The sequence below is a fragment of the Streptomyces aquilus genome (assembly GCF_003955715.1).
Lineage (GTDB): Bacteria > Actinomycetota > Actinomycetes > Streptomycetales > Streptomycetaceae > Streptomyces > Streptomyces aquilus.
In genome coordinates this window covers 9,216,403-9,240,939 of sequence record NZ_CP034463.1, presented here as the reverse complement: position 1 = coordinate 9,240,939, position 24,537 = coordinate 9,216,403, and the positions used below count along the sequence as shown (strand labels likewise).

The following is a 24,537-nucleotide window of genomic DNA, read 5'->3' as shown; positions in this document are numbered from 1 at the left end:
GAGGGGTGAGTGAACGGCACTTCGACGTGTGGGCCGCCGGTGACGCCTACGAGCGGTACATGGGCCGGTGGAGCCGGCGCGTGGCCGACGCGTTCGTCCGGTGGCTGGGCTGTCCGCCCCAGGGCCGGTGGCTGGACATCGGCTGCGGTTCGGGAGCGCTGACCTCGACCGTGGCCGTACGGTGCCGGCCCCGGGCGCTGCTGGGTGTGGAGCGGTCCGCCGGGTTCGCGGCGACGGCACGCGCCGCCGCTCCCCCGCCCGCCCGTGTCGTCGTCGCGGACGCCCAGGCGCTGCCGGTGCGGGACGCGGTCTTCGACGCGGCCGTCAGCGGGCTGGTGCTCAACTTCCTTCCCGATCCCGGCGTCGCGCTGGGGGAGGCGGCGCGGGTGGTACGGCCGGGTGGTGTGGTGGCCGCCTATGTGTGGGACTACGGCGAGGGCATGGGGTTCCTGCGCCACTTCTGGGCCGCCGCGACCGCGGTCGACCCGTCCGCCGCGGACCATGACGAGGGCCGCCGCTTCCCGCTCTGCCGGCCGTCCGCGCTGCGTCCGCTGTGGACCGGGGCGGGGCTGACCGAGGTGACGGTGGCGCCGGTCGAGATCCCCACCCTGTTCACGGACTTCGACGACCTGTGGACCCCGTTCCTGTCCGGCCAGGGCCCGGCACCCGGCTACGTGGCCGCCCTCGCCCCCGACGTCCGGGAGCGGCTGCGGCGGACGCTGCACGAGCGGGTGCCTGCGCGGGCGGACGGGACGATCGCCCTCACGGCCCGCGCCTGGGCCGTACGGGGACGCAAGCCGGGAGCCGGCGCAGCGTGACCGTGGCGCCGCGCGGTTCGCCCGGCGCGGCACGTCGACCAGCCCCCGATCACCGGCGTTCGGCTGGTGGGCCGGTACGACGGTGCCGACGAGGGACCACCCCTGCGTCGGCTGTTCCTCGTCCCAGACCTCGCTAGGCGTGCGGGCCGCGCACCAGGGCGCAGACCAGGTTCTCCTCGATCTTGCGCATGCGCTCCACCTGGTCGGCGTCCATGGCCTTGTTGATCTGGGTGGTGGCGGAGAACGTCACCGAGCGGCGCCCGTCCGGGGTGGCGGCGACGAACTGCGTGTAGCCGAGGGTGTTGCCGGTGTGGCCGAACACGGCACCGCACCGGGTGTCGTACCGGAAGAGCGCCAGCCCCGCCCGGTTGTGTCCCGGCCCCGCGGGCTCGGACGCGCCCTCGACCCACCGTCGCTGCGCGTGGATCTCGCGCCCGCCGAAGAGCGCCCCGCCGACGTAGCCGTGGATGAAGCGGGTCATGTCGGCCGGTGTGGAGACGATGCCTCCGGAGGCCCACACCCCGGACATGCCCAGCACCTCGCTGACGTCCTCCGGAGCGGCCCCCGGCTCGACGGCGTAGCCGTGCAGATAGGGCTTCGGCATGCGGTAGCCCTGCGGAAGGCTCGTGCGGTGGAGGCCGAGCGGGGTGTCGACAAGGTCGCGCAGGAGGCGTTCGTACGGTCTTCCGGTCGCCGCCTCCGCCATCAGCGCGACCGCGATGTTGTCGGAGTTGGAGTACTGGTAGCGGCTGCCCGGCGGGAAGCGCAGCGGCTGGTCGGCCACGTAGTCGAGCAGGCGGCGGGAGTCGAAGTGGTGGCGTGGGTCGGCGAGGATCTCGGCCCGGAACGCGGTGCTCTCGGAGAAGTCCGGCAGCCCACTGGTGTGCTGGAGCAGCTGGCGCAGTGTCACCGCGCCCCACGCCTGGGGCAGTCGGGGCAGCCGGTCGCGCAGGGTGTCGTCGAGGTCCAGGGCGCCACGGTCGGCCAGGGCCAGGGCGACGGCACCGCTGAAGGCCTTGGCCGTGCTGGCGATGCGCATGTGGTCGTCCGGGTGGGGTGGGCGGCCGGTGCGGACATCGGCGGTGCCCGCGGTGAGGACGCGGGTCTTCGGGCCGTAGTCCAGGACGGCGATGACGCCGGGCGGGCCGCCCTCGCTGCGGACGAACCGGTCGAGCTGTTCCTGGAGTCGGTGGTCGTCGCCGCGCGCCGGTGTCGCGGACGCGGGGCTGAAGGCCGTGACCGGGGTCAGTACGGCCACGCAGAGGGCGGCCACGGAGGCGGCGCGCAGGCTGGAACGCAGAGGCATCGAGGGCTCCCGGGGGGGTGGGCTGGACTGCGGTCCAGCCTCTCCGCCCCCGGCCGTGACCTGCTTCCTGTGCTGCTGCATCCGGCCCAGTGAGGTTCACCGCGCCCAGTGCGGCGTCCAGACCTGCCTCGTGCCGTGCCCCTGCCGGGCGGCGTCGAGGTGGGCGCGCAGGGCGGTGAGGGCCGGGTGGGGGTTGTCGGCGCGCCAGATCAGGGAGTGCGGGTAGACCGGCATCGGGTCGTGCAGGGCGATGCGCCGCAGGTCGTGGTCGGCGGGCCAGCCGAGGCGGGTCTGCGCGCCGACCAAGGTGGCCAGGGAGGACGAGTCGGCGATGGTGTCCAGGAGCGGGTCGGTGCCGAAGTCGGGTCCGGTGGCCTCGATGGTGAGGCCGAACGCGGCGGCGAAGTCGTCGTAGTAGGCGGCCCACTCGGTGCCGTCGACGAGGCCGGGCATCCAGATCCGGTGGCCCACGAGCCGGTCAGGGGTCACGGAGCGGGCCGCGGCGAGCGCGTGCCGGGGGCCGGTCAGCAGCTGGACGGGCTCGTCGTGGACGCGGGCGGTGGCGATGCCGTCGGGGAGCCTGCGGGCGGGGAGGGTGACGGCACGGAAGGACGCGTCGATCGTGCCGGAGCGGACCGCGGCGAAGGCCTCCTTGGCGTCGAAGAGGGTCACCACGTCCAGTTCGACGTCCGGATGGGCGCGATGGAAGCCGCGCAGGACGTCCGCCGGGGCCAGCCGGCGCCCGATGACGTCCACGCGCAGCGCGCGGCGGCCGGGCCGCACGGAGGCGACGGCCCGTTCCTCGGCGTCGAGGAGGGCCCGGGCGTGGGGCAGGAACGCCTGGCCGTCGATGGTGAGCCGCACTCCCCTGGCCGTGCGGGTGAACAGCCGTACGGCCAGGTCCTTCTCGAGCGCGGCGACGCGTTTGGAGACCGCCTGCTGGGTGATCGACAGGGTCGCGGCGGCGTCCTGGAAGCGTCCCGCGTCCGCGGCCGTCACGAACGTGCGCACACCGTCGAGGTCCATGGCCGCCATCGTAGAGCCACAACTTTTGGTTGTGTCCGGGCAGCGTGGCGGTTGTTTGATCCGCGCGGGCCCGGCCCGGTTGGATGTGCGGGGTCGGCGAGAGGCGGGTGCGGTTCATGGGGGCGAGACGTTCGCTCGGGCGGTCCTTCGGGTGGCTGTGGGCGGCGTACGGGGTCAGCGCGCTCGGCACCTGGCTCGCCTTCGACGCGTTCGCGCTGGTCGCGATCCTCGTCCTGCACACCGGGCCGGCCCAGGTGTCGGCGCTGTCGGCGGCCGGGCTCGCGGTCGGGGCGGTGGTGGCGGTGCCACTGGGGCCGTGGGTGGAGTTCCGCCGGAAACGGCCGGTGATGATCGGGATGGACCTGGTCCGGTGCGCCGCGCTGATGACGATCCCGGTCGCGTTCGCCCTCGACCGGCTGACGTTCGGACAACTCCTGGTTGTGTCGGTGGTCGTCTCCGCGGCCGACATCACCTTCACCGCCGCGTCCGGCGCGTGCCTCAAGGCGCTGGTGCCGCGGGAGGATCTGCTCGTCGCCAACGGGCGGTTCGAGGCGACGACCTGGAGCACCACCATGGTGGGCCCGCCGCTCGGCGGCGCCGTGATCGCCGTGTTCGGGCCGGTGACGACCATCGCCGCCAACGCGGTCAGCTTCCTGCTCTCGGCCGGCGGAATCCGCGCCATGGGCGGCACCGAGCCCCGGCCCGCACGCCCCTCGGTCCACGCGAAGCTCCGGACCGGTGACCTCCTCCACGGCTGGCGCTTCCTCCTCACCCACGCGACGCTGCGCCCCCTGTTCCTCAACAACGCCCTCGTGAACGGTCTGATCATGGCGGCCCAGCCGCCCCTCGCCGTCCTCATGCTCGGCCGTCTCCACTTCGCGCCCTGGCAGTACGGGCTCGCCTTCGCCGTGCCGTGCCTGGGCGGGCTGATCGGGTCGCGGCTGTCCCGGCGCCTGGTCACCCGGTTCGGGCAGCGCAGGGTCCTGCTCGTCGCCGGGACGCTGCGGGCGTGCTGGGGACTGGGGCTGGCCTTCGTCGGGCCCGGAGCGGCGGGGCTGCTGCTCGTCATGGCCGTGGAGTTCGGGCTGATCATCTGCGCGGCCGTGTTCACGCCCGTCCTGTCGACCTACCGGCTGGAGCGCACCCCGACCGACCGCCTCGCCCGCACGCTGTCCGCCTGGTCCATCACGGTCAAGCTGTCCATCGCCGCGCTCACCGCGCTGTGGGGCCTGCTCGCCGCCGCCACGGGCCCGCGCGTCGCCATCGCCACCGCCGGGCTGCTGCTCCTCGCGACACCGTTCCTGCTGCCGCGGCGAGCGCTGCGCGTGGGCGAGGCCGACGGGGAGGAAGGGGATGACGGAGATGATGGGGACGACGGGGACGACCGTTCGGACCCGTCACTCACGGCCGCGCGCTGACCGGGTCGCCTCACAGCCGTACGACGATCAACGCTGTGTCGTCCGTCGCGCCTTCCGGCGGCAGCAGTTCCTGGAGGACCGCGTCCGCCATCGCCGCCGGATCAGCCCTGCGGTTGCGGGCGAGGGAGTCCGCCAGGCGTGCCAGGCCCGCGTCGATGTCCTCGCGGCGGCGTTCCACCAGCCCGTCGGTGTACAGGACCAGGGTGTCGCCCTCGCGGAAGCCGGCCGTCGCCTCGGGGCGTGAGACGGGGTCGGGGCTGGCGTCCAGCGGCGGGTCCGTGGCCGCGTCGAGGAACTCCACCCGGCCGTCGGCGTGGACGAGTGCCGGCGGGAGGTGGCCGGCGCTGCTGTAGGTGACGGTCCGGACGTCGAAGTCGACGAACGTGGTGACCACCGTCGCGGACTCGGCGCCGGGGACGACGTTCGCGTACCGGCCCAGGACGTCGAGGGCCTGCGCCGGCCCCTCGGCCACCCGGGACGCGGCGCTCAGCGCGCTGCGCAGCTGGCCCATCACACAGGCCGCCGCCAGTCCGTGCCCGACGACGTCGCCGACCGCCACACAGATGCGGTCGCCGCCGATCCGTTCCACCAGGTCGTACCAGTCGCCGCAGACGTTCAGCGCGCCGACGGCGGGCCGGTAGCGTACGGCGGCCCGGTGGTCGCGGACCTGCCGCGGCGCCGGGAGCATCGCCTCCTGGAGGGCCAGGGCGACCTCGCGCTCGCGGGCGTGGGCCTTTCTCAGCCGTTCGTTGACCTGCTGCAACTCCCGGGCGCGAAGGTACAGTTCGGCCTCCAGCGCGCGGGCCCGGGTGTCGACGGGGCCGCCGCGGTCGCGGATGAACTCGGTGACCTCCTCCACCCGGTGCACCAACAGGGCGACCTTCCCGTCCGGCCCGAACACGGGGGCGTTGACGGGGCTCCAGTAGCGCTCCTCCCAGCACCCCGGCTGCTCCAGGGACTGGACGTCGTAGCGCTGGACGGCCATGGTGTCGCGCTCGCCGGTGGCCAGGACGCGCTGGAGGGAGGCGGCGAGGTTGCGCATGCCGGAGGCGGCCGGGTCGCCCGGGTTGTCGGGGAAGACGTCGAAGAGGTAGTGGCCGACGAGCTGCTGTCTGCTGCGTCCGGACATGCGGACGAACTCCTCGTTGGCGTCCACGTACACCAGCTCGGGGGTCAGGACCGCCACCATCCCGGGCAGGGCCTGGAACACCGCTGCGTAGTCGATCCCAGCGTCCGCCATGGCTCTGCCGCCTCACTGCCGATATCGCCTCACTTCCCACGATATGGGCCCCGGGGTCCGCCCGGTGGGTCTGCCGCTGAAACGGGGCCCGGCACGCCGCCCCTGGCAGGGCGCGGACGCTGCACCCCGCCCAAAGCCCGGAAATTCGGTTGCTGCCCGCCCCTCGCCGGGGGCTAGATTCCGCGCATGGCAGACATCCGGGGCTCGTACGACGACCTGTTCATGGCGGTGCCCAACGCGCTGGCCGCCTTTCTGGACGAGGGCGACACCGGCGGATCGGCGGCGGTGTTCGTCGACGGCAAGCCCGTGGTGGACGTGTGGGGCGGGTACGCGGACGCCGGGCGGAGCAGGCCCTGGGAGCGGGACACCGTCACGAACGTCTTCTCGGTGACCAAGACGATGACGGCTCTGGCCGCGATCATCCTGGTGGACCGCCTCGAACTCGACCTGGACGCGCCGGTCGCCCGCTACTGGCCCGAGTTCGCCGCGGCGGGCAAGGACAAGGTGCTCGTACGGCATCTGCTGTCGCACACCGCGGGCCTGCCCGACTACGACGGGCCCGTCGCCGAGATCTACGACTGGCCCGCCGTGACGGCCCGGCTCGCGGCGCTGGCCCCGCAGTGGGAGCCGGGGACCGCGGCCGGCTACCACTCCCTCACGCAGGGCTTCCTGGTGGGCGAGGTGGTGCGCCGGATCACCGGCCGCACCCTGGGCACGTTCTTCGCCGAGGAGGTGGCGGGGCCGATCGGAGCCGACTTCCGCATCGGCGTGGGCCCCGAGGACGACCACCGCGTGGCGCTCGCCGTCCCGCCGCCCGGGCACGACGAGGACTACACCGCGAGCGCCCCGAACGCGGCGCCCCGGCCGGCCGCCGCGACCGCGCTCCGGGTCCGGGACGCCAACAGCATGGCCTGGCGCCGGGCCGAGATCCCCGCGGCCAACGGCTACGGCAATGCCCGCTCCGTCGCCCTGGTGCAGTCCGTGATGGCCTGCGCGGGTGGGATCGGCCCGGTCCGGCTGCTGTCCCCGGGCGGGTGCGGGGTGGCGTGGGAGGAGCAGTTCGCCGGTGAGGACCGCACCCTCGGCATGCCGATGCGCTGGGGCCTGGGGTACGGCCTGTTCGGCACGGCGTACGGCTGGGGCGGGTGGGGCGGCTCGGTCGTCATGGTCGATCCCTCGGCCCGCATGGCGGTCGCGTACGTGACCAGCCAGATGCGCGAGCCGGCGAACGACCAGCGGGGCCTGGAGATCGTCTCGGCGGCCTACGAGGGCCTCCAGGGCCTGTCCACCTGACATCGGAGACACCGGAGCCCCCGTCCGGTGTTCCCGACCAGGTACGCCGGACACACTCCGGCCGGGCAGGTCGGGCGCGCCCCCTCCCCGTCCGTCCGGGTGCGCCGCAGGTGTCTCGTGGCGCATTCTTGCTGTGTCGCCCGCGTGGCGGCACAGCGACGAGGCAGGGCTGATGACTGGGAGCGGCGAGGACGCGCACCGGGCGCCGGGACGGCTGGCCGCACTGCTGATCGACGCCTCGACGGAGGCGATCGGCGCGGCCGGGGGTCACGCCGGCGGTGTCTACCTGCGCTCGCACACCCCGGGGGTGCTGCGGCTGGCGGTCCTCGCCGGACTGCCGGGGCCGCTGTTCAAGCCCTGGTGGCGGCTGCACGCCGACCGGCCTTTCCCCGTGGCCGACGCCTACCGGCTCGGGGTGCACGTGGTGCTGCCGAACGCCACGGAGACGATGCGCCGCTATCCGCAGTTCGCGGCGGGCCTGCCCTTCCAGTTCGGGTCGCTGTACGTGCCCGTGGTCGGGGCGTCGGAGACGTACGGCGTGCTGACGGTGCTGCGGCCCGCGGTCCCGGACGCCGCCGAGGTGCTGCCCGCGCGCGAGCGGCTGACACGGGTGGCCGAGGAGCTGGCCGCACGTCTGGACGACCACCGGGAGGCGGTCGCCTGGGAAGGCGAGCCCCTGTGCGTACGGCCACCGACCGCGCACCCGTCCGAGGGGCGGCTGGGGCGGTTCGCCTGGGACCCGGCGAGCGGCGTCGTCACCGCCGACGCGCCGCTGCACGCGCTGCTCGGCGTGGCGCCGACCGAGTTCGACGGCACGGTCCAGGCGCTCGCGGAGGCACTGTCCCCGGCCGACACGGAACGGGTGCTGGCGGCGCTCCAGGAGACCGCGGCGAGCCGGCCCCCACCGTCGCTGCCGCTGTATGTGCGGGCCCCGGACGGCGGCCTGCGGCTCATGGAGTTCTGGACCCCGGACCCCGGTCCGTCCGACTCGGACACCCGGCCCGTGCGGGGGTTCGTGCTCGATCCGGGCCCCTCGGTGGCGGGAGACGCGGCCGCCGACCTGCTGCCGGAGGGCGTGTTCTGTCTGGACCGGCTGGGGCTGGTCGCCTACGCCAACCCGCGCGCGGCCCAGCTGCTGCAACGGCCGCGCGATCTGCTCCTCGGGCGCTCGCTGTGGGAGAGCGTGCCCTGGCTGAACCAGCCCGACGTCGAGGACCATCTGCGCGGCGCCCTGCTGTCGCCGGACCCGGTGCATCTGCATGTGCGACGGCCGCCCGGCCCGGCGAACGACTCGTACGAGGGCGACTGGCTGGCACTGTCGGTGTATCCGGGCCCGGACGTGCTGACCTGCACGGTCCAGCCCACGAGCCGGATGCCGGACGCGGCGGAGGCCGCGGACGGCGCCGATACGGCCGGCGCGTCCTCACTGGCCCCGCTGTACCGGCCGATCGTCCTCGCCATCGCCCTGACGGAGGCCGTCACCGCCCGTCAGGTCTCGGCCGTGGTGATGCGGGAGCTGCTGCCGGCGTTCGGCGGCCGGCGGTTCGCGCTGTACCTCCTTCAGGACCGGCATCTGTTCCTGGCCTGGGAGTCCGGTTTCCCGCCGGGGTTCCTCGCCCCGTTCGACGGCGTGGGCCTCGACGCGCGGCTGCCCGGCGTCGAGACGCTCACCACCGGCCGGCCGCTCTTCTTCGACTCGATGGAACAGCTCTCCGCCGCCTACCCGGGCATCGCGCTGGACGCGACGGAGGGCGCCCGTGCCTTCCTGCCGCTGATCGCCTCGGGGCGCCCGGTCGGCTCCTGCATCCTGGGCTTCGACCGGCAGCGCAGCTTCAGCGGCGAGGAGCGTTCGGTGCTGACCGCGCTCGCCGGGCTGATCGCCCACGCCATGGAGAAGGCCCAGCGCTACGAGAGCGAGGCCTCGCTGGCCCGCGGGCTCCAGCAGGCGCTGCTGCCCCGGCGGCTGACGGACCATCCGCTGGTGGAGACCGCCGGACGCTATCTGCCGGGGACCCAGGGCATGGAGGTCGGCGGCGACTGGTACGACGTCGTCGAGTCGGGGGACGGCCTGGCCCTGGTCATCGGGGACGTGCAGGGACACGGTGTGCAGGCCGCCGCCACGATGGGGCAACTGCGCAGCGCGGTGCGGGCGTTCGCGCTCGGCGACCGGCCGCCCGACGAGGTCATGAGCGGCACGAACCATCTCCTCATCGACCTCGATCCCGGTCAGTTCGCGAGCTGCTGCTACATCCGGCTCGACCCGGCCACCGGAATCGCCCGCGCCGCCCGGGCCGGCCATCCCCCGCCCCTGCTGCGCAACCCCGACGGCAGCACCCGCGTCCTCGACCTGCCCGGCGGTGTCGTCCTCGGCGTCGATCCCGGGGCCCGTTACCCGGTCACCGAGTTGCAGGTGGAGCCCGGCGCCGTCCTCGCGCTCTACACCGACGGTCTCGTCGAGCGGCCCGGCATCGACATCGACGACGGCATCAGCGCCCTGCGGGTGGCCCTGACCCGGGCCGGCAACCCCTCGACCCGCCTCGCGGACCTCGCCGACCGCCTCACCACGGCGGCCCGGCACACGGTCGAACGGCCGGACGACATCGCCCTGCTGCTGGCGACCCGGCGCCCGGAGCGAAGGCGGCGCCAGCGATGACCCGTCACGGCCGCCCCGAGACCGTGGCCGCGGCAGCCGGAACCACGCCGCTACCGGCGAGCCCCCGCACCCGGCCCACCGGACCTGCGGTGCGGAAGTGTCGTGCAGGTCGCGTCACAGACTGTGACGCCCCTCGCCTCCTGGGGCCGTGCAGTGTAGACATGGCACATGGGCCGACTCTCGCAGCGTGACGCAGGCCCGTCGCGGCGCGCGCGGGCGGAGGTGCGGTCGGCGCTGGGCGGACGCAGCGTCGCCGGACAGGTGTTCGTCCTCCAGGTCGTGATCGTGCTGCTGCTGGTGGTGGCCGCCGTGGTGGCCCTGGTGCTCCAGGTGCGGCACGACAGCACGACCGAGGCCCGCAACCGGTCGGTCGCCGTCGCCGAGGCCTTCGCCAACGCGCCGGGCACCCGCGAGGCGCTGGACGACCCCGATCCGACCGCGGTGCTCCAGCCCCGGGCCGAGGCCGCGCGCAAGGCGACCGGCGTCGACTTCATCGTCGTACTCAACACCGACGGCATCCGCTACACGCACCCCAAGCCGGACCGGATCGGGAAGAAGTTCGTCGGCAATCTCGCGCCCGCGCTGGCCGGGCAGGTGGTGACCGAGCAGATCAACGGGACCATCGGGCCGCTGGTGCAGGCGGTCGTGCCGATCAAGGACCCGGACGGGAAGGTCGTCGGCGCGGTGTCGGCCGGTATCACCACGGCGCACGTGGGCGGCACCGCGGACGAGCAGCTGCCGTTGCTGATCGCCATGGCGGCCGTCGGGCTCGCGGTGGCCACGGCGGGCACGGCCCTGGTCAGCCGGCGGTTGCAGCGCCAGACGCACGGCCTGGGGCCGCACGAGATGACCCGCATGTACGAACACCACGACGCGGTGCTGCACGCCGTGCGCGAGGGCGTGCTCATAGCGGACGGCGAGGGCCGGCTCCTGCTCGCCAACGACGAGGCACAGCGGCTGCTGCATCTGCCGGCGGACGCCGAGGGCCGGCAGGTCGTCGACCTGGGGCTGCCGCCGGACACGGCGGATCTGCTGGCCTCCGGGCGGGTGGCGACGGACGAGGTGCACCTGGTCGGCGACCGGCTGCTGGCGATCAACCAGCGGGCCACGGAGCTGGAGGGCGGCCCGGCGGGCACCGTGGCGACCCTGCGCGACTCCACGGAGCTGCGCGCCCTGTCGGGCCGGGCGGAGGCGGCGCGGGAGCGGCTGAACATGCTCTACGACGCCGGGGTGGGCATCGGCACCAGCCTGGACGTCACCCGTACCGCCGAGGAGCTGGCGGAGCTGGTCGTGCCCCGGTTCGCGGACTTCGCCACCGTGGACCTGTTCGACGCGGTGCTCGGCGGCGGGCAGCCGGAGGCCGGGACCGAGCTGCGGCGTACGGCGTTCAGCGGCATCCGCAAGGACGCGCCGCTGTACCCGGTGGGCGAGCGGATGCGGCTGGTCGCGTCCGCTCCGCAGGCCCGTGCCCTGCGCTCCGGTCAGGCGGTCCTCGAATCCCGGCTGGCGGAGTCGCCGGGCTGGCGGGCCCAGGATCTGGAACGCACCTCGCAGGTCCTGGAGTTCGGCATCCACTCGCTGATCGCCGTGCCGCTGCGGGCGGGCGCGCTGGTCCTGGGCGTGGTCAACTTCTGGCGTTCGCAGAAGGCGGAGCCCTTCGACACCGACGAAGTGGCCCTGGCGGAGGAGCTGGTGGCACGGGCGGCGGTCTCCATCGACAACTCCCGCCGCTACACGCGCGAGCACACCATGGCGGTCACGCTCCAGCGCAGCCTGCTGCCCCGCAGCCTGCCCGAGCAGAACGCCCTGGACATCGCCTACCGCTACCTGCCCGCGCAGGCGGGCGTGGGCGGCGACTGGTTCGACGTCCTGCCCCTGTCCGGCGCCCGGGTCGCGCTGGTCGTCGGTGACGTCGTCGGCCACGGGCTGCACGCGGCGGCGACGATGGGCCGGCTGCGCACCGCGGTCCACAACTTCTCCTCGCTCGACCTGCCGCCCGACGAACTGCTGGCGCTGCTGGACGAATTGGTCGGCCGCATCGACCAGGACGAGACCCAGGAGGGCGACAGCGCCCCGGTGACCGGCGCGACCTGTCTGTACGCCGTCTACGACCCCGTCTCCCGGCGCTGCACCCTGGCCCGCGCCGGCCATCCGCCGCCCGCGCTGATCCACCCCGACGGCAGCGTGGAGTTCCCCGACGTGCCCGCCGGTCCCCCGCTGGGCCTGGGCGGCCTGCCGTTCGAGACCATCGACCTCGAACTCGCCGAGGGAAGCAGGCTGGTGCTGTACACGGACGGGCTGGTCGAGGACCGGGAGCGCGACATCGACGTGGGTCTGGAGCTGCTGGCCGCCGCGCTGGAGCGGGCCGGGGAGACGCCCGAGGAGACCTGCCAGGTGGTGCTGGACTCCAAGCTGACGGCCCGCCCCAGCGACGACATCGCCCTGATCGTGGCCCGCACCCGCGCCCTCGACCCCGCGAAGGTGGCCGAGTGGCAGGTGCCGTCCGACCCGGCGGCGGTCGGTCGGGTACGGGCCGACGTCACCCGGCAGCTGACTCAATGGGGCCTGGCGGACCTGGAGTTCACCACCGAGCTGATCCTGAGCGAGCTGGTGACCAACGCGATCCGTTACGGCGGTGAGCCCATCCGGGTCCGGATGCTGTACGACCGCAGCCTGATCTGCGAGGTCTTCGACAGCAGCAGCACCTCGCCCCATCTGCGCTACGCGGCGATGACGGACGAGGGCGGCCGCGGCCTGTTCCTGGTCGCCCAGCTGGCCGACCGCTGGGGCACCCGCTACACGCCCGGGGGCAAGGTCATCTGGGCGGAGCAGCCGCTGCCGTAATCCGGCCCCTCTCGTTCGTTGGTACGAACCTTCTACCGAAAGGCTGTTCTTCGCGCGCGGTGTCTGATAGGAAACCTTCCTATCAGTGTCACGTACGGCCAACTCTCCACCCCCCACCTCCCTTTGGAGCTGCCGTGAAGCACCCCGCGCGCACCTCGCGCCGCACCCTCCTCGCCCTGATCGGCGCGTCCGTGGCGTCGGTCCCGCTCCTCAACTCCCACGGTGCCGCCGCCCTTTCCGCGGCGGTCGGTCTCGACGACCCGGCGAAGAAGGAGATCGCCATGAAACTCGTGTCGAGCGCGGAGAACTCCTCGCTCGACTGGAAGGCCCAGTACAAGTACATCGAGGACATCGGCGACGGCCGCGGCTACACCGCGGGCATCATCGGGTTCTGCTCGGGCACCGGCGACATGCTCGACCTCGTCGAGCTCTACACCGACCGCAAGCCCGGCAACGTCCTCGCCCGCTATCTGCCGGCGCTCCGCCGGGTCAACGGCAGCGACTCGCACTCCGGTCTGGACCCGAACTTCCCGGCGGACTGGCGCCGGGCCGCACAGGACGCGGAGTTCCGGCGGGCCCAGGACGACGAGCGCGACCGCGTGTACTTCAACCCCGCGGTCCGGCAGGGCAAGACCGACGGGCTGCGGGTGCTCGGCCAGTTCGCGTACTACGACGCCATCGTCATGCACGGCGACGGCGACGACCCGACCAGCTTCCGCAACATCCGGGCGCGGGCCCTCAACCGGGCCCGGCCCCCGGCCCAGGGCGGCGACGAGGTCACCTACCTCAACGCCTTCCTGGACGCCCGGGTGTGGGCCATGAAGCAGGAGGAGGCCCACAGCGACACCAGCCGCGTCGACACGGCCCAGCGGGTGTTCCTGCGCAAGGGCAACCTCGACCTGAACCCGCCGCTGGACTGGAAGGTGTACGGCGACAGTTACCACATCGGCTGACCGGGAGCCGGCAGTCGCCTACGGGCGTTGTCCGATGCGGTCGACAACGCCCGTCTCCTGCCGGGCCCGCTCCTCGTCGTACGGGTCGCGATACTTCATCCGGCCGTCGACCAGGTACCCGGTGCTGCCCTTCAGACTCAGCCCCACGAAGCCGTAGCCCTGGGCCTCGAAGACGAACGCGAAGTCGAACTTCGGGTGGGCGACGGCGACACCCCTGCGGCCCAGTGCGTCCACGACGCGCCGGTCGATCCGGATGCCCGGAATCCGCGCCACGGCCTCGAAGGTGGCGGCCTCCAGTCCGGGCGGCATGGCCCGGGGTACCACGAAGAGCTGGACGGCGTTCATGAACGCGTGCTCGTCCGCGGCCCCGCCCATCCGCAGCCGGTCAAGGAGCTCAGCCGGGTCCGTCGGCCACTTCGCCAGGGCGGTGTACGCGGTCGGCGGCCACCTGACCTCGTCCTCGCCCAGCGGAGGGTCGATGTGGACCTTGCCGTACTCCTGGCGCCTGGAGGGCCTGGAGCCGTCCACCGAGGTCCAGCTCTCGTCCGTCCAGGTGCGCACCTTCCCGCCCTTGTCGTAGGTCCGGACGGTGCGCGTCCTGGTGTAGAAGTACTGGTCGCCGCGCGGGACCGGCAGGCCCGTTGCGTCGGCCCGTGACCGGTCCGCGGCCCGGTGCAGCACTTCAGCCGCACTGAGGGTGGCCATCCGCGGACTGTCGGGGTCCCGCTCGCTCCGGGTGGCGACGACCACCCCGCCCGCGACGGCCGCAGCGGCCGTCCCGGCGACGGCGACCCGGAACATCAGACGCCGCGACAGCAGCGCGCCCGGGCGGCCCTCCTGGACGACGGCGCGACGCAGGCGGGCCCGGGCGGCGGAGCGGGCCTCGTCGGTGGGCGGTGGCACGTCGGCCGCCAGTTCGCGTACGGCGGTGAGGTCATCCACGGTCGGTCTCCTCGGTGTCGTCGTGCGGGGCTGTGGGATCGGAACCGCCCAGCGCCGCACGCAGTCCGGCCCGCGCCCGGTGCAGTCGTGAACGCACCGTGCCCACCGGTACGCCGAGCGCCTCCGCGGCCTCCGCGTAGTCGAGGTCGCCCCAGGCGATCACCAGCAGTACGTCCCGGTAGCGGGCGGGCAACGTGGCGAGGGCGCCCGCCAGTTCGGCCCGGGTGCGCTCGGCGCCCACCCGGGCCGTCACGCGGTCCGCCAGGGTCTCGCCGCCGTCGCCGTCCGCGGTCCCCGTCGCGGCGGCACGCGCGAGCGCCCTGAGCCGGCGCGCCTCGGCACGCCGGTGCTGGCCGACGAGGTTGGTGACGATCCCGTACAGCCACGGGCGGGCGTGCGGTCGCGTCAGGTCGTAGCGGCGGCGCTGCTGGAACGCGACGACGAAGGTCTCGGCCATGAGGTCGTCGGCGGTCTCGGTGCCGAGCCGCCGGGACACGTACCGGTGGATGTCGTCGGCGTACCGGTGGAAGAGGAGCTCGAACGCGTCGGGTTCCTCCCAGGACCGTTCGACGACCGAGGCGTCGGAGAGCACGTCGTCGGAGGCGACGGCAGGGCACTCCTCGACATACGCATCGCCTGTCGGTTTCATGCGGTCCCCTCGTGGTCACGGGCATGGTCGACTGCTGTTGGCCGATGCCCGTGATCGGGTTCCCGCGCCGCATGAGAGAGTGCTCGCACGGCCCGTCCGGCCCATAAAGCAGCTTTATGAGCTCATAGATCGGACCCGCGTACCAGCTTAGGCTTGCCTTAGTTTAGGCTTCCCGTCGAGATCGCTTGTCGCCTCTCGAAGGGAACCTGATCATGCCCCGCCCCCTGCGGGTAGCCATCGTCGGCGCCGGCCCGGCCGGCATCTACGCCGCCGACGCTCTGCTCAAGTCCGACGTGGCCGCCGAGCCCGGTGTGTCCATCGACCTCTTCGAGCGGATGCCCGCCCCGTTCGGGCTGATCCGGTACGGCGTCGCCCCCGACCACCCCCGCATCAAGGGCATCGTCAAGGCCCTCCACCAGGTCCTCGACAAGCCGCAGGTCCGCCTCTTCGGCAACGTGGACTACGGCACGGACCTCCACCTGGACGACCTGCGCGCCTTCTACGACGCGGTGATCTTCTCGACCGGCGCCATGGCGGACCGCGAGCTGAAGATCCCGGGTGTCGAGCTCGACGGCTCCTACGGCGCCGCCGACTTCGCCTCCTGGTACGACGGCCACCCGGACGTCCCGCGCACCTGGCCGCTGGAGGCGGAGAAGGTCGCCGTCCTGGGCGTGGGCAACGTGGCCCTCGACATCTCCCGCATCCTCGCGAAGACGGCGGACGAGCTGCTGCCGACGGAGATCCCGCCGAACGTCTACGAGGGCCTGAAGGCGAACAAGGCCGTCGAAATACACGTGTTCGGCCGCCGTGGCCCGGCGCAGGCGAAGTTCTCCCCGATGGAGCTGCGCGAGCTGGACCACTCGCCCAACATCGAGGTCATCGTCAACCCCGAGGACATCGACTACGACGAGGGCTCGATCGCCGAGCGCCGGGGCAACAAGCAGGTCGACATGGTCGCCAAGACCCTGGAGAACTGGGCGATCCGCGACGTCGGCGACCGCCCGCACAAGCTCTTCCTGCACTTCTTCGAGTCCCCGACCGAGATCCTCGGCGAGGACGGCAAGGTCGTCGGCCTGCGCACCGAGCGCACCGAGCTGGACGGCACCGGCAACGTCAAGGGCACCGGCCAGTTCACCGACTGGGACGTCGACGCGGTCTACCGCGCGGTCGGTTACCTCTCCGACAAGCTGCCCAAGCTGCCCTGGGACATCGACTCGGGCACCGTCCCGGACGAGGGCGGCCGGGTCCTCCAGGAGAACGGCGAGCACTTCCCGTCGACGTACGTGACCGGCTGGATCCGGCGTGGCCCGGTGGGTCTCATCGGCCACACCAAGGGCGACGCCAACGAGACGGTCGCCAACCTCCTGGACGACTTCGCCAACGAGCGTCTCCAGACGCCGGCTTCACCCGCCCCCGAGGCCGTGGAGGAGTTCCTCGCCGAGCGCGAGATCCGCTTCACCACCTGGGAGGGCTGGTACCAGCTGGACGCCGCCGAGAAGGCGCTGGGCGAGCCGCAGGGCCGCGAGCGCGTGAAGATCGTCGAGCGCGAGGACATGCTCAAGGCCAGCGGCGCCTGAGCGAGTTGCCGTGGGCGAGGCGAAGGGGCCGGGAGGTGCGCTCCCCGGCCCCTTCGCGCGTTCAGCGGTGGTCGACGGTGACGACGATCTTCCCGATCTGTGAGCCCGCCTCCATGTAGCGGTGCGCCTCGGCGATGTCCTCCAGGGCGAAGGTCCGGTCGACGACCGGCGCGAAGACTCCCGTGCGCAGCCCGGACGCGACGAACGCCTCGGCGCGGCGCAGCCGTTCGGGATCGCGGGTCGTCTCGTGGAGGGTGTACGTCCGCATGTTCAGGGCGGGCATGCCCAGGTCGAAGCCCGGGTACGGGGTCGGCTGCCCGCTGAGCGCCCCGTACAGCAGCAGCGTGCCGCCAGGAGCGACCGCCCGGGCCAGGCCGACCACCCCGGGGCCGGCCACGGCGTCGAAGACGAACTCGGCGCCACGCCCGGCCGTGCGGTCGAGGACGCGTTCGGTGACGTCCTCCTCCTCGGTCACGATCACGTCGGCCGCGCCCGCCTTCCGCAGCGCCGCCGCCTTGGCGCGGGTGCGCGTCGTGGCGACGGGGACGGCGCCGACGCTGCGGGCGACCTGGATCGCGGCCAGGCCGACGCTGCTGGAGGCGGCCGTCAGGACGACCGTGTCCCCGGCCCGCATCCCGCCGACCTCCACCAGTGCCCCGTACGCCGTCACGTACGGCATCCACACGGCGGCCCCCGCCACCGCGTCGAGCCCTTCGGGGCGGCTCAGGACCGCCCGGGCGGGGACGATCGCGCGCTCGGCGTAGACGCCGTACTCGTTCATCGAGAACGCGGGCACCACGCTGACCGGTTGCCCGGCCGCGAAGCCCGTCACGCCGGGGCCGAGGGCCTCGACGACGCCGGCGGCCTCGGTGCCGAGGCGGGCGGGGAACTCCTTGACGGGCTCGATGTAGTGGCCGCCGCGGAACAGCACCTCGGCCCGGTTGAGGCCGATCGCGTCCACCCGGATGAGCAGTTCGCCCGGGCCGGGCTCGCCGACCGGAACCTCTTCGAGCCGGAGCACCTCGGGCCCGCCGACCTCGTGGAACCGCACCGTCCTGACCATGGCTCTTCCCCCTTCGACCGGGCATACAAGTTCGACGCGCGTCGAACTTCGATGGCCATCGTAATAGAGGGACGTCTACAGCTGGTCGAGATCCCCGGTCGTACGCCCCAGGCAGGCGACCGACTCCATGTCCGGTACCGGGATCTCCCGGAAGCCCAGCCGGTCGTAGAAGGCGCGGGCCGGGACGTTGGCCGTCGCCATGACCAGGTGGACCGCCGGAATCCCGCGGTCCCGCAGGGCCGTCAGGAGCGTGCGCATCAGCTCCCTGCCGTGTCCGCGGCCCTGCCACTCGGGGAGCAGGTCGATGTGCAAGTGGGCCGGGTATGCGGCGAGTTCGGGGACGATCATCCGCTCGGGGTCGTGCAGGAGCCGGATCATCAGCTCGTCCGGGGTGCCGGGGGCGGCGCTGCCCTCCGGGTACCGGTCGGCGACGAGCGGGAGCCACTTGGTGCGGAACTCCGCGGCGAAGCGGGGGGTGTCGGCGACGCCGAGGATGTAGCCGACGGCCTGTCCCCGACCGTCGTCGAGCACGAAGGCGAGGTCCGGCTCCAGTTCGGCGTACGGCTGCGCGAAGATCGCCGGGAGGATGGCGGGGTCGGCGTAAACCGGCCTGGCGTCCAGGCCGTTGTGGGCGGTGCGGATGCAGATGTCGTCGAGGGCGGCCCGGTCGCCGGGGCGGTACCGGCGGATCACTGCTGGCGAAGTCATCGCAGCATCCTGACCTGTTGGGAGCGCTCCCACAAGCCTTCCGGCCCCAACACGCCCGCCGGGGGCGGAAGATCGCCTGTTAGCGTCCTGCGATGTTCTCCCTCCACGAGCCTGCCCTCTTCACCCGGCTGCGCGACGCGCGGCGGGTTCTCGTCGCGGGCGCGGGCGGCGGTTTCGACGTCTACGCCGGTCTGCCGCTGGCGCTCGCCCTCCAGGCCGCCGGGAAGGAGGTGCACCTGGCCAACCTGTCGTTCGCGGACCTCTACGGCCTGGACCTGGACGCGTGGCTCGACCAGGACGTCGCGGCCGTTCGCCCCGACACCGCCGCCCGCGGCGACTACTTCCCCGAGCGCACCCTCGCCCGCTGGCTGGAGCGGCGGGGCCTGCCCGCGACGGTGTACGCCTTCCCGCTCATCGGGGTGGCCCCGCTGCGGGCCGCCTATCGCACGCTCCTCGACCACCTGGGCCCGGTGGACGCGATCGTGCTGGTGGACGGCGGCACCGACATCCTGCTGCGCGGCGACGAGCACGGGCTCGGCACCCCGGAGGAGGACATGGCGAGCCTGGCGGCGGTGGCCGGACTGGACGACGTACCCGAACGACTGGTCGCCTGCCTGGGGTTCGGGGTGGACGCGCATCACGGCGTGAACCACTCCCTGGTCCTGGAGAACCTGGCCGCGCTGGACCGCGAGGGCGGTTACCTGGGCGCCTTCTCGCTGCCGCGCGAGAGCCGCGAGGGCGCCCTGTACCTGGACGCTGTGGCGCACGCCCAGGAGTGCACGCCGGACCATCCGAGCATCGTCAACGGCTCCGTCGCGGCGGCCGTGCGCGGCGACTTCGGAGATGTGCGCTTCACCGAACGCACCCGGGGCAGCGAGCTGTTCATCAACCCGCTGATGTCCCTGTACTTCTGCGTGGACGCGCCCGCCCTGGCCCGCCGCAACCTCTACCTCGACCGGCTGGAGGACACCGCGCTGATGCGCCAGGTCCACTCCGTCATCGCGGAGTTCCGCGACGCACTGCCCCGACAGCGGCCGCCGCGTGCCTACCCGCACTGACGTGGTCACAGTTCGGGGAATCGGCCGTGACCGCGCAAGAAGGTTGTATACGCTCCAGGTTCTTCTTCACCGAACCATCACAAGGGGGGCTTTCTCATGCGGATACGTCTGGCCGCCACCACGGCCGCTGCCGCCACCGCCGCCGGGACGCTCATAGCGCTCACCGCCGTGCCCGCGCAGGCCACCGAGTACACGTCCGCGCTGAAGATCCGCGGCGTCCAGTACGACGCGCCCGGCCGTGACTCCAACAACTGCGCCACCGGGAACACCGACGAGGAGTACGTGACGATCAAGAACTACTCGTCGACCAAGACCGTGAACCTCAAGGGGTACTGGGTCGAGGACGCGGCCGGGAACCACTTCGAGTTCACCGCGAACCACTACCTCCAGCCCGGTGACTACGTGAAGCTGCGCGGCGGCCACGGCACCGACTCGGACGCGAAGAACGTCGTGTACCGCGACAACTGCAACTTCCTGTGGAACAACGACAAGGACACGATCTACCTGTTCAAGCCGGCCGGCAGCCGGGCCGACGTCCACTCCTACACCAAGAGCGGGTCCGACCCGGACGGCAACGGTTACATCAAGTTCCACAGCTGAGCGCGCGGCGCGGCCCCGTCAGCGGGGGGCGAGGTCGCGCCTGGCCACCGCACCCAGCACCAGGACCAGCAGGGTCAGCGCGGCCGCCTGGGCGTACGCGCCGGCGAGGTAGACGGCGGGCAGCGGAAGGCCGCTCCACAGGAGCAGCGACGCCGCCCGGACCGCGAGGACCAGCAGGCCGAGCACCGCCAGGGCCAGCGCCCCGCTGCCGGCGCCCGGTTCCGCGCGGCGGGTGCGCAGCAGCAGCCAGCCGAGGGCGGCGAGGACGAAGCAGGTGGCGGGCGCCCAGGCGATGTCGGCCAGGGTGGGCAGCAGGGCGACGGAGCCGCCGGTGACGACACAGCAGGCCAGAAAGGCGAGGCCGGGAGTGCCGACGGGCAGTGCGGCGGATGGGGCGTCGCGGTGGTACGCGGCGCACACGGCGAGGGCGGGCAGCCAGGCGAACAGCGCGTTGGCCGTGGCGAAATAGGGCGCGGACATCGGCCACTCGGTCACCAGCGGCTCGATGAGCGGCCACAGCGAGGGCAGCGCGGCCAGCAGCACGGCGGCCCGGGCGAGCCGCCGGCGGTCGTGGACGAGGGCGAAGAACCCGACCGTCCACAGCAGCGGCAGCACCCATCCGGCGATCGCGACGACGGTCGGCAGCGGGCCGCTGCCGGTGAAGCCGGTCAGGAACAGGTCCCATTCCCGGGGGCCGCGGGTGGCCGACCAGGTGACCCGCAGGACCTCGTCGGAGACGATGACCGCCGCCTGGAGCAGTACGGCGTACAGCGCGAAGTTCCGGACGGCCGAGCCGAACACGGCGTAGCGCCGGGGCGCCCCGGTGGTGGCCAGCCTGCTGCGTACGGCGAGGGCGGCGATGCTGGCGACCTCGCCGAGGGTGGGCCTGCTCTGGTCCTGGGTCTCCTGGTCGACGTCCCAGAGATAGACCTCGACCATCTCCTCCTCGCGGGCCTCGCGGTAGTAGGCGGGCAGGAGCCGCAGCACGGTGCGGTAGCGCGCTTCGAGCAGGGTCGTCATGCGAGGCCTCCCGCGAGTCCGGGTCCGGTGACGGGCGGGGTGCCGCCGGCCTTGCGGCCCTCGGCGATGCGCTGCTTGGCGGCGCTGGCGCCCGCGGCCATCCGCTCCGCCTCGGCGTCGAGGGCCCGCATCCCCTCGTCGGTGAGGCGGTAGTAGCGCCGGAGCCGGCCCTGCTGCACCTCCTCACGGTCCAGGACGATCAGTCCGTCCGCGGTGAGCCGGTCGAGTACGCCGTACAGCGTGCCGACGCGCAGCTGGACCGTGCCGTCGGACAGTTCCTCGACCTCGCGCAGGATGCCGTACCCGTGTCGCGGCTCGTCGGCCAGGGCGGTCAGGACGAAGAACGCCGCCTGTGTCATGTTCCTCGGTGCCATGAAACTGAATATATCGGCTGCCGATATATTCTGCGAGTCGTACACGCCGGGAATTTCCGGGCGGTCAGGAATGGAGAAGCGCGGGTCACGGGTCCGGACCTAGCCTGAGAGCCACGCCGCCTCGGCCCGACGGAGGAGAGACGACCACCATGGCCAGGAAGACGGACCCGCAGCCCGCCGCGCCGCACGTTGCCGACAGCCACGATCTGATCCGCGTGCACGGGGCGCGCGAGAACAATCTGAAGGACGTCAGCATCGAGATCCCCAAGCGCCGGCTGACGGTGTTCACCGGGGTGTCCGGCTCCGGCAAGAGCTCGCTCGTCTTCGACACCATCGCCGCGGAGTCGCAGCGGCTGATCAACGAGACGTACAGCGCCTTCGTGCAGGGGTTCATGCCGACGCTGGCCCGTCCCGAGGTGGACGTCCTCGACGGTCTGACGACCGCGATCAGCGTGGACCAGAGCCGGATGGGCGCCGACCCGCGCTCGACCGTCGGCACCGCCACGGACGCCAACGCGATGCTGCGCATCCTGTTCAGCCGGCTCGGCAAGCCGCACATCGGCCCGCCGAGCGCGTACTCGTTCAATGTCGCCTCGGTCTCTGCGCAGGGCGGCCTCACCGTGGACCGGGGCAGCGAGAAGACCAAGACCGAGAAGGTCACCTTCAACCGCACCGGCGGCATGTGCACCCGCTGCGAGGGCCGCGGCACGGTCACCGACATCGACCTCGCCCAGCTCTTCGACGACTCCAAGTCGCTCAACGAGGACCCGTTCACCATCCCCACCTACACCGGGGACGGCTGGGTGGTGCGGGTCATCAGGGAGTCCGGCTTCTTCGACCCGGACAAACCGATCCGCAAGTACACCAAGAAGGAGCGGCACGACTTCCTGTACCGCGAGCCGGTCAAGGTCAAGATCAACGGCGTCAACCTCACCTACGAGGGCCTGATCCCGAAGCTCCAGAAGTCGATGCTGTCCAAGGACCCCGAGGCGATGCAGCCGCACATCCGGGCGTTCGTGGAGCGCGCCGTCACGTTCGCCGTGTGTCCCGAGTGCGACGGCACCCGCCTGACCGAGGGCGCCCGCTCCTCGAAGATCGAGGGAATCAGCATCGCCGACGCCTGTGCGATGGAGATCCGGGACCTGGCCGACTGGGCCCGCGCCCTCGACGAGCCCTCCGTGGCCCCGCTCCTCACCGCGCTCCAGCACACCCTCGACTCGTTCGTCGAGATCGGCCTCGGCTATCTCGCCCTCGACCGGCCGGCCGGCACACTGTCGGGCGGTGAGGCGCAGCGCGTGAAGATGATCCGCCACCTCGGCTCCTCGCTCACCGACGTCACCTACGTCTTCGACGAGCCGACGGCGGGGCTGCACCCGCACGACATCCAGCGGATGAACGACCTGCTGCTGCGCCTGCGCGACAAGGGCAACACCGTGCTCGTCGTGGAGCACAAGCCCGAGATGATCGCGATCGCCGACCATGTGGTGGACCTCGGTCCCGGCGCCGGCGTCGCGGGCGGCGCCGTCTGCTACGAGGGCACCCTGGAAGGGCTGCGGGCCTCCGGCACCATCACCGGCCGGCATCTCGACGACCGGGCCACCGTCAAGGAGAACGTGCGCAAGCCCACCGGCGCGCTGGAGATCCGGGGCGCGACCGCGAACAACCTCCAGGGCGTCGACGTCGACATCCCGCTCGGCGTCCTCACCGTCATCACCGGCGTCGCCGGGTCCGGCAAGAGCTCGCTGGTGCACGGCTCGGTCCCGCTCGACGCGGGCGTCGTGTCGGTGGACCAGAGCCCGATCAAGGGCTCGCGACGCAGCAACCCGGCCACCTACACCGGTTTGCTCGACCCGATCCGCAAGGCCTTCGCCAAGGTCAACGGCGTCAAGCCGGCCCTGTTCAGCGCCAACTCCGAGGGCGCATGCCCCACCTGCAACGGCGCCGGCGTCGTCTACACCGACCTCGGGATGATGGCCGGTGTCTCCACCACCTGCGAGGACTGCGACGGCAAGCGGTTCGACGCCTCGGTCCTGGAGTACCGGCTCGGTGGCCGGGACATCAGCGAGGTGCTGGGGATGTCGGTGACGGACGCGGAGGAGTTCTTCGGCTCCGGCGAGGCGCACACCCCGGCCGCGCACAGGATCCTGGAGCGGCTCGTCGACGTCGGCCTCGGCTATCTCACCATCGGCCAGCCGCTGACCACGCTGTCCGGCGGTGAGCGGCAGCGCCTGAAGCTGGCCACGCACATGGGCGACAAGGGTGGCGTCTACGTCCTCGACGAGCCGACGACCGGTCTGCACCTGGCCGACGTCGAGCAACTGCTGGGTCTGCTCGACCGGTTGGTGGACTCCGGCAAGTCCGTCATCGTCGTCGAGCACCACCAGGCCGTCATGGCCCACGCCGACTGGATCATAGACCTCGGCCCGGGGGCGGGCCACGACGGCGGCCGGATCGTCTTCGAGGGCACCCCGGCCGACCTGGTCGCCGCCCGCTCCACGCTCACCGGCGAGCACCTCGCGGACTACGTGGGCGCCTGACCCGGAGCCCCGCCGGCCCTCCGGGGCGACCGCCTTACCATGACCGGACCGCAGTCGCCCCGAGGGAGTCCCATGGCCCGCCCCCGCACCGCCCCACGGACGGTGGAGCACCCCGCCGTGGGGGACGTGTCGCTCCAGCAGGTGCTGGAGGCCCTGGTGGACCCGGTACGACGGGCCGTGGTCTCCCAACTCGCAGGTGCAGGCACGGAGATGAGCTGCGGCACCTTCGACGTGGCGGTGTCCCGGTCCACGCTGACCCACCACTTCAACGTGCTGCGCGAGGCCGGGCTGATCCGGCAGTACTACGTCGGCACCACCAAGATGAACGCCCTGCGCACCGACGAGATGCAGGAGCGCTTCCCCGGTCTGCTGACGGCGCTGGTGGAGGCCTCGGCCCGGGAGGACCGGCACCCCGCCGGCCGCTGAGGCCGGGCTTCAGGAGTCCAGGTCGGCCGCTG

The 24,537-nt window shown here is 72.7% G+C and carries 20 protein-coding genes; 11 read left to right on the top strand and 9 right to left on the bottom strand.

Annotation, left to right across the window (positions count from 1 at the left end):
- Positions 1 to 5 precede the first annotated feature (5 nt).
- The gene (locus EJC51_RS42290; protein ID WP_126275947.1) at positions 6 to 818 is read left to right on the top strand and encodes a class I SAM-dependent methyltransferase; all 813 of its coding nucleotides are present in this window, start codon (positions 6 to 8) and stop codon (positions 816 to 818) included.
- Positions 819 to 951: 133 nt separating this feature from the next.
- Here the strand turns inward: EJC51_RS42290 and EJC51_RS42285 are convergent, their stop codons facing one another.
- A complete protein-coding gene (locus tag EJC51_RS42285; RefSeq protein WP_126275946.1) occupies positions 952 to 2,124 on the bottom strand; it encodes a serine hydrolase domain-containing protein in 1,173 nt (390 codons plus the stop codon).
- A gap of 96 nt (positions 2,125 to 2,220) precedes the next feature.
- Positions 2,221 to 3,150 (bottom strand): LysR family transcriptional regulator, encoded by a 930-nt coding sequence (locus EJC51_RS42280; RefSeq protein WP_126275945.1) that lies wholly within the window; start codon positions 3,148 to 3,150, stop codon positions 2,221 to 2,223.
- 116 nt (positions 3,151 to 3,266) lie between these two features.
- On the opposite strand from EJC51_RS42280, the gene EJC51_RS42275 reads away from it, so the two are divergent.
- Positions 3,267 to 4,568, top strand: coding sequence for an MFS transporter (locus EJC51_RS42275; RefSeq protein WP_126275944.1), 1,302 nt, complete (start codon positions 3,267 to 3,269; stop codon positions 4,566 to 4,568).
- Positions 4,569 to 4,578: 10 nt separating this feature from the next.
- Here the strand turns inward: EJC51_RS42275 and EJC51_RS42270 are convergent, their stop codons facing one another.
- Positions 4,579 to 5,808, bottom strand: coding sequence for a PP2C family protein-serine/threonine phosphatase (locus EJC51_RS42270; RefSeq protein ID WP_126275943.1), 1,230 nt, complete (start codon positions 5,806 to 5,808; stop codon positions 4,579 to 4,581).
- 186 nt (positions 5,809 to 5,994) lie between these two features.
- Here EJC51_RS42270 and EJC51_RS42265 point away from each other — a divergent pair, with 186 nt between their 5' ends.
- The 4 genes from EJC51_RS42265 (at position 5,995) to EJC51_RS42250 (ending at position 13,551) form a co-directional block, all read left to right on the top strand.
- On the top strand, positions 5,995 to 7,101 hold the full coding sequence (locus tag EJC51_RS42265; protein WP_126275942.1) for a serine hydrolase domain-containing protein: 1,107 nt from the start codon (positions 5,995 to 5,997) through the stop codon (positions 7,099 to 7,101).
- A 172-nt stretch (positions 7,102 to 7,273) separates the two neighbouring features.
- Positions 7,274 to 9,754 (top strand): SpoIIE family protein phosphatase, encoded by a 2,481-nt coding sequence (locus tag EJC51_RS42260; protein ID WP_126275941.1) that lies wholly within the window; start codon positions 7,274 to 7,276, stop codon positions 9,752 to 9,754.
- Positions 9,755 to 9,922: 168 nt separating this feature from the next.
- Positions 9,923 to 12,598: a SpoIIE family protein phosphatase gene (locus EJC51_RS42255; protein WP_126275940.1), complete on the top strand. Its 2,676-nt coding sequence runs from the start codon at positions 9,923 to 9,925 to the stop codon at positions 12,596 to 12,598.
- A gap of 134 nt (positions 12,599 to 12,732) precedes the next feature.
- Positions 12,733 to 13,551, top strand: coding sequence for a chitosanase (locus tag EJC51_RS42250; RefSeq protein ID WP_126275939.1), 819 nt, complete (start codon positions 12,733 to 12,735; stop codon positions 13,549 to 13,551).
- 18 nt (positions 13,552 to 13,569) lie between these two features.
- Here the strand turns inward: EJC51_RS42250 and EJC51_RS42245 are convergent, their stop codons facing one another.
- Positions 13,570 to 14,493: a CU044_5270 family protein gene (locus EJC51_RS42245; protein ID WP_126275938.1), complete on the bottom strand. Its 924-nt coding sequence runs from the start codon at positions 14,491 to 14,493 to the stop codon at positions 13,570 to 13,572.
- Complete coding sequence (locus tag EJC51_RS42240; protein ID WP_126275937.1) at positions 14,486 to 15,142, bottom strand: RNA polymerase sigma factor; 657 nt, start codon at positions 15,140 to 15,142, stop codon at positions 14,486 to 14,488. The genes EJC51_RS42245 and EJC51_RS42240 overlap by 8 nt, the downstream gene beginning before the upstream one ends.
- A 212-nt stretch (positions 15,143 to 15,354) precedes the next feature.
- Between EJC51_RS42240 and EJC51_RS42235 the strand changes: the two genes are divergently transcribed.
- A complete protein-coding gene (locus EJC51_RS42235) occupies positions 15,355 to 16,719 on the top strand; it encodes an FAD-dependent oxidoreductase (protein WP_126275936.1) in 1,365 nt (454 codons plus the stop codon).
- 61 nt (positions 16,720 to 16,780) lie between these two features.
- Here the strand turns inward: EJC51_RS42235 and EJC51_RS42230 are convergent, their stop codons facing one another.
- Both EJC51_RS42230 and EJC51_RS42225 read right to left on the bottom strand, forming a co-directional pair.
- Positions 16,781 to 17,782, bottom strand: coding sequence for a zinc-dependent alcohol dehydrogenase family protein (locus EJC51_RS42230; RefSeq protein WP_126275935.1), 1,002 nt, complete (start codon positions 17,780 to 17,782; stop codon positions 16,781 to 16,783).
- A gap of 75 nt (positions 17,783 to 17,857) precedes the next feature.
- Positions 17,858 to 18,490 (bottom strand): GNAT family N-acetyltransferase, encoded by a 633-nt coding sequence (locus EJC51_RS42225; RefSeq protein ID WP_126275934.1) that lies wholly within the window; start codon positions 18,488 to 18,490, stop codon positions 17,858 to 17,860.
- A 92-nt stretch (positions 18,491 to 18,582) separates the two neighbouring features.
- Here EJC51_RS42225 and EJC51_RS42220 point away from each other — a divergent pair, with 92 nt between their 5' ends.
- Together EJC51_RS42220 and EJC51_RS42215 are read left to right on the top strand one after the other, a co-directional pair.
- Positions 18,583 to 19,548 (top strand): DUF1152 domain-containing protein, encoded by a 966-nt coding sequence (locus EJC51_RS42220; protein WP_126275933.1) that lies wholly within the window; start codon positions 18,583 to 18,585, stop codon positions 19,546 to 19,548.
- A gap of 96 nt (positions 19,549 to 19,644) precedes the next feature.
- Entirely contained in the window at positions 19,645 to 20,148 is a 504-nt protein-coding gene (locus EJC51_RS42215) for a lamin tail domain-containing protein (RefSeq protein ID WP_126275932.1), read from the top strand.
- A gap of 18 nt (positions 20,149 to 20,166) precedes the next feature.
- On the opposite strand, the gene EJC51_RS42210 is transcribed toward EJC51_RS42215, so the two are convergent.
- Positions 20,167 to 21,168 carry a hypothetical protein gene (locus EJC51_RS42210; RefSeq protein ID WP_126275931.1) on the bottom strand — a complete coding sequence of 334 codons (1,002 nt, stop codon included), beginning with the start codon at positions 21,166 to 21,168 and terminating at the stop codon, positions 20,167 to 20,169.
- Positions 21,165 to 21,527 (bottom strand): PadR family transcriptional regulator, encoded by a 363-nt coding sequence (locus EJC51_RS42205; protein WP_126277350.1) that lies wholly within the window; start codon positions 21,525 to 21,527, stop codon positions 21,165 to 21,167. The genes EJC51_RS42210 and EJC51_RS42205 overlap by 4 nt, the downstream gene beginning before the upstream one ends.
- 164 nt (positions 21,528 to 21,691) lie before the next feature.
- On the opposite strand from EJC51_RS42205, the gene EJC51_RS42200 reads away from it, so the two are divergent.
- Positions 21,692 to 24,079 (top strand): ATP-binding cassette domain-containing protein, encoded by a 2,388-nt coding sequence (locus EJC51_RS42200; RefSeq protein WP_126275930.1) that lies wholly within the window; start codon positions 21,692 to 21,694, stop codon positions 24,077 to 24,079.
- Between the two features lie 72 nt (positions 24,080 to 24,151).
- Positions 24,152 to 24,505 carry an ArsR/SmtB family transcription factor gene (locus EJC51_RS42195; protein ID WP_126275929.1) on the top strand — a complete coding sequence of 118 codons (354 nt, stop codon included), beginning with the start codon at positions 24,152 to 24,154 and terminating at the stop codon, positions 24,503 to 24,505.
- Positions 24,506 to 24,537 lie beyond the last annotated feature (32 nt).

Bases quoted from the DNA above. Each gene is read 5' to 3' on its own strand.
- EJC51_RS42265 (WP_126275942.1), top strand. From the start codon at position 5,995: ATGGCAGACATCCGGGGCTCGTACGACGACCTGTTCATGGCGGTGCCC.
- EJC51_RS42280 (WP_126275945.1), bottom strand. From the start codon at position 3,150: ATGGACCTCGACGGTGTGCGCACGTTCGTGACGGCCGCGGACGCGGGA.
- EJC51_RS42240 (WP_126275937.1), bottom strand. From the start codon at position 15,142: ATGAAACCGACAGGCGATGCGTATGTCGAGGAGTGCCCTGCCGTCGCC.
- EJC51_RS42205 (WP_126277350.1), bottom strand. From the start codon at position 21,527: ATGACACAGGCGGCGTTCTTCGTCCTGACCGCCCTGGCCGACGAGCCG.
- EJC51_RS42270 (WP_126275943.1), bottom strand. From the start codon at position 5,808: ATGGCGGACGCTGGGATCGACTACGCAGCGGTGTTCCAGGCCCTGCCC.
- EJC51_RS42230 (WP_126275935.1), bottom strand. From the start codon at position 17,782: ATGGTCAGGACGGTGCGGTTCCACGAGGTCGGCGGGCCCGAGGTGCTC.
- EJC51_RS42255 (WP_126275940.1), top strand. From the start codon at position 9,923: ATGGGCCGACTCTCGCAGCGTGACGCAGGCCCGTCGCGGCGCGCGCGG.
- EJC51_RS42260 (WP_126275941.1), top strand. From the start codon at position 7,274: ATGACTGGGAGCGGCGAGGACGCGCACCGGGCGCCGGGACGGCTGGCC.
- EJC51_RS42225 (WP_126275934.1), bottom strand. From the start codon at position 18,490: ATGACTTCGCCAGCAGTGATCCGCCGGTACCGCCCCGGCGACCGGGCC.
- EJC51_RS42215 (WP_126275932.1), top strand. From the start codon at position 19,645: ATGCGGATACGTCTGGCCGCCACCACGGCCGCTGCCGCCACCGCCGCC.
- EJC51_RS42235 (WP_126275936.1), top strand. From the start codon at position 15,355: ATGCCCCGCCCCCTGCGGGTAGCCATCGTCGGCGCCGGCCCGGCCGGC.
- EJC51_RS42200 (WP_126275930.1), top strand. From the start codon at position 21,692: ATGGCCAGGAAGACGGACCCGCAGCCCGCCGCGCCGCACGTTGCCGAC.
- EJC51_RS42285 (WP_126275946.1), bottom strand. From the start codon at position 2,124: ATGCCTCTGCGTTCCAGCCTGCGCGCCGCCTCCGTGGCCGCCCTCTGC.
- EJC51_RS42220 (WP_126275933.1), top strand. From the start codon at position 18,583: ATGTTCTCCCTCCACGAGCCTGCCCTCTTCACCCGGCTGCGCGACGCG.
- EJC51_RS42195 (WP_126275929.1), top strand. From the start codon at position 24,152: ATGGCCCGCCCCCGCACCGCCCCACGGACGGTGGAGCACCCCGCCGTG.
- EJC51_RS42210 (WP_126275931.1), bottom strand. From the start codon at position 21,168: ATGACGACCCTGCTCGAAGCGCGCTACCGCACCGTGCTGCGGCTCCTG.
- EJC51_RS42275 (WP_126275944.1), top strand. From the start codon at position 3,267: ATGGGGGCGAGACGTTCGCTCGGGCGGTCCTTCGGGTGGCTGTGGGCG.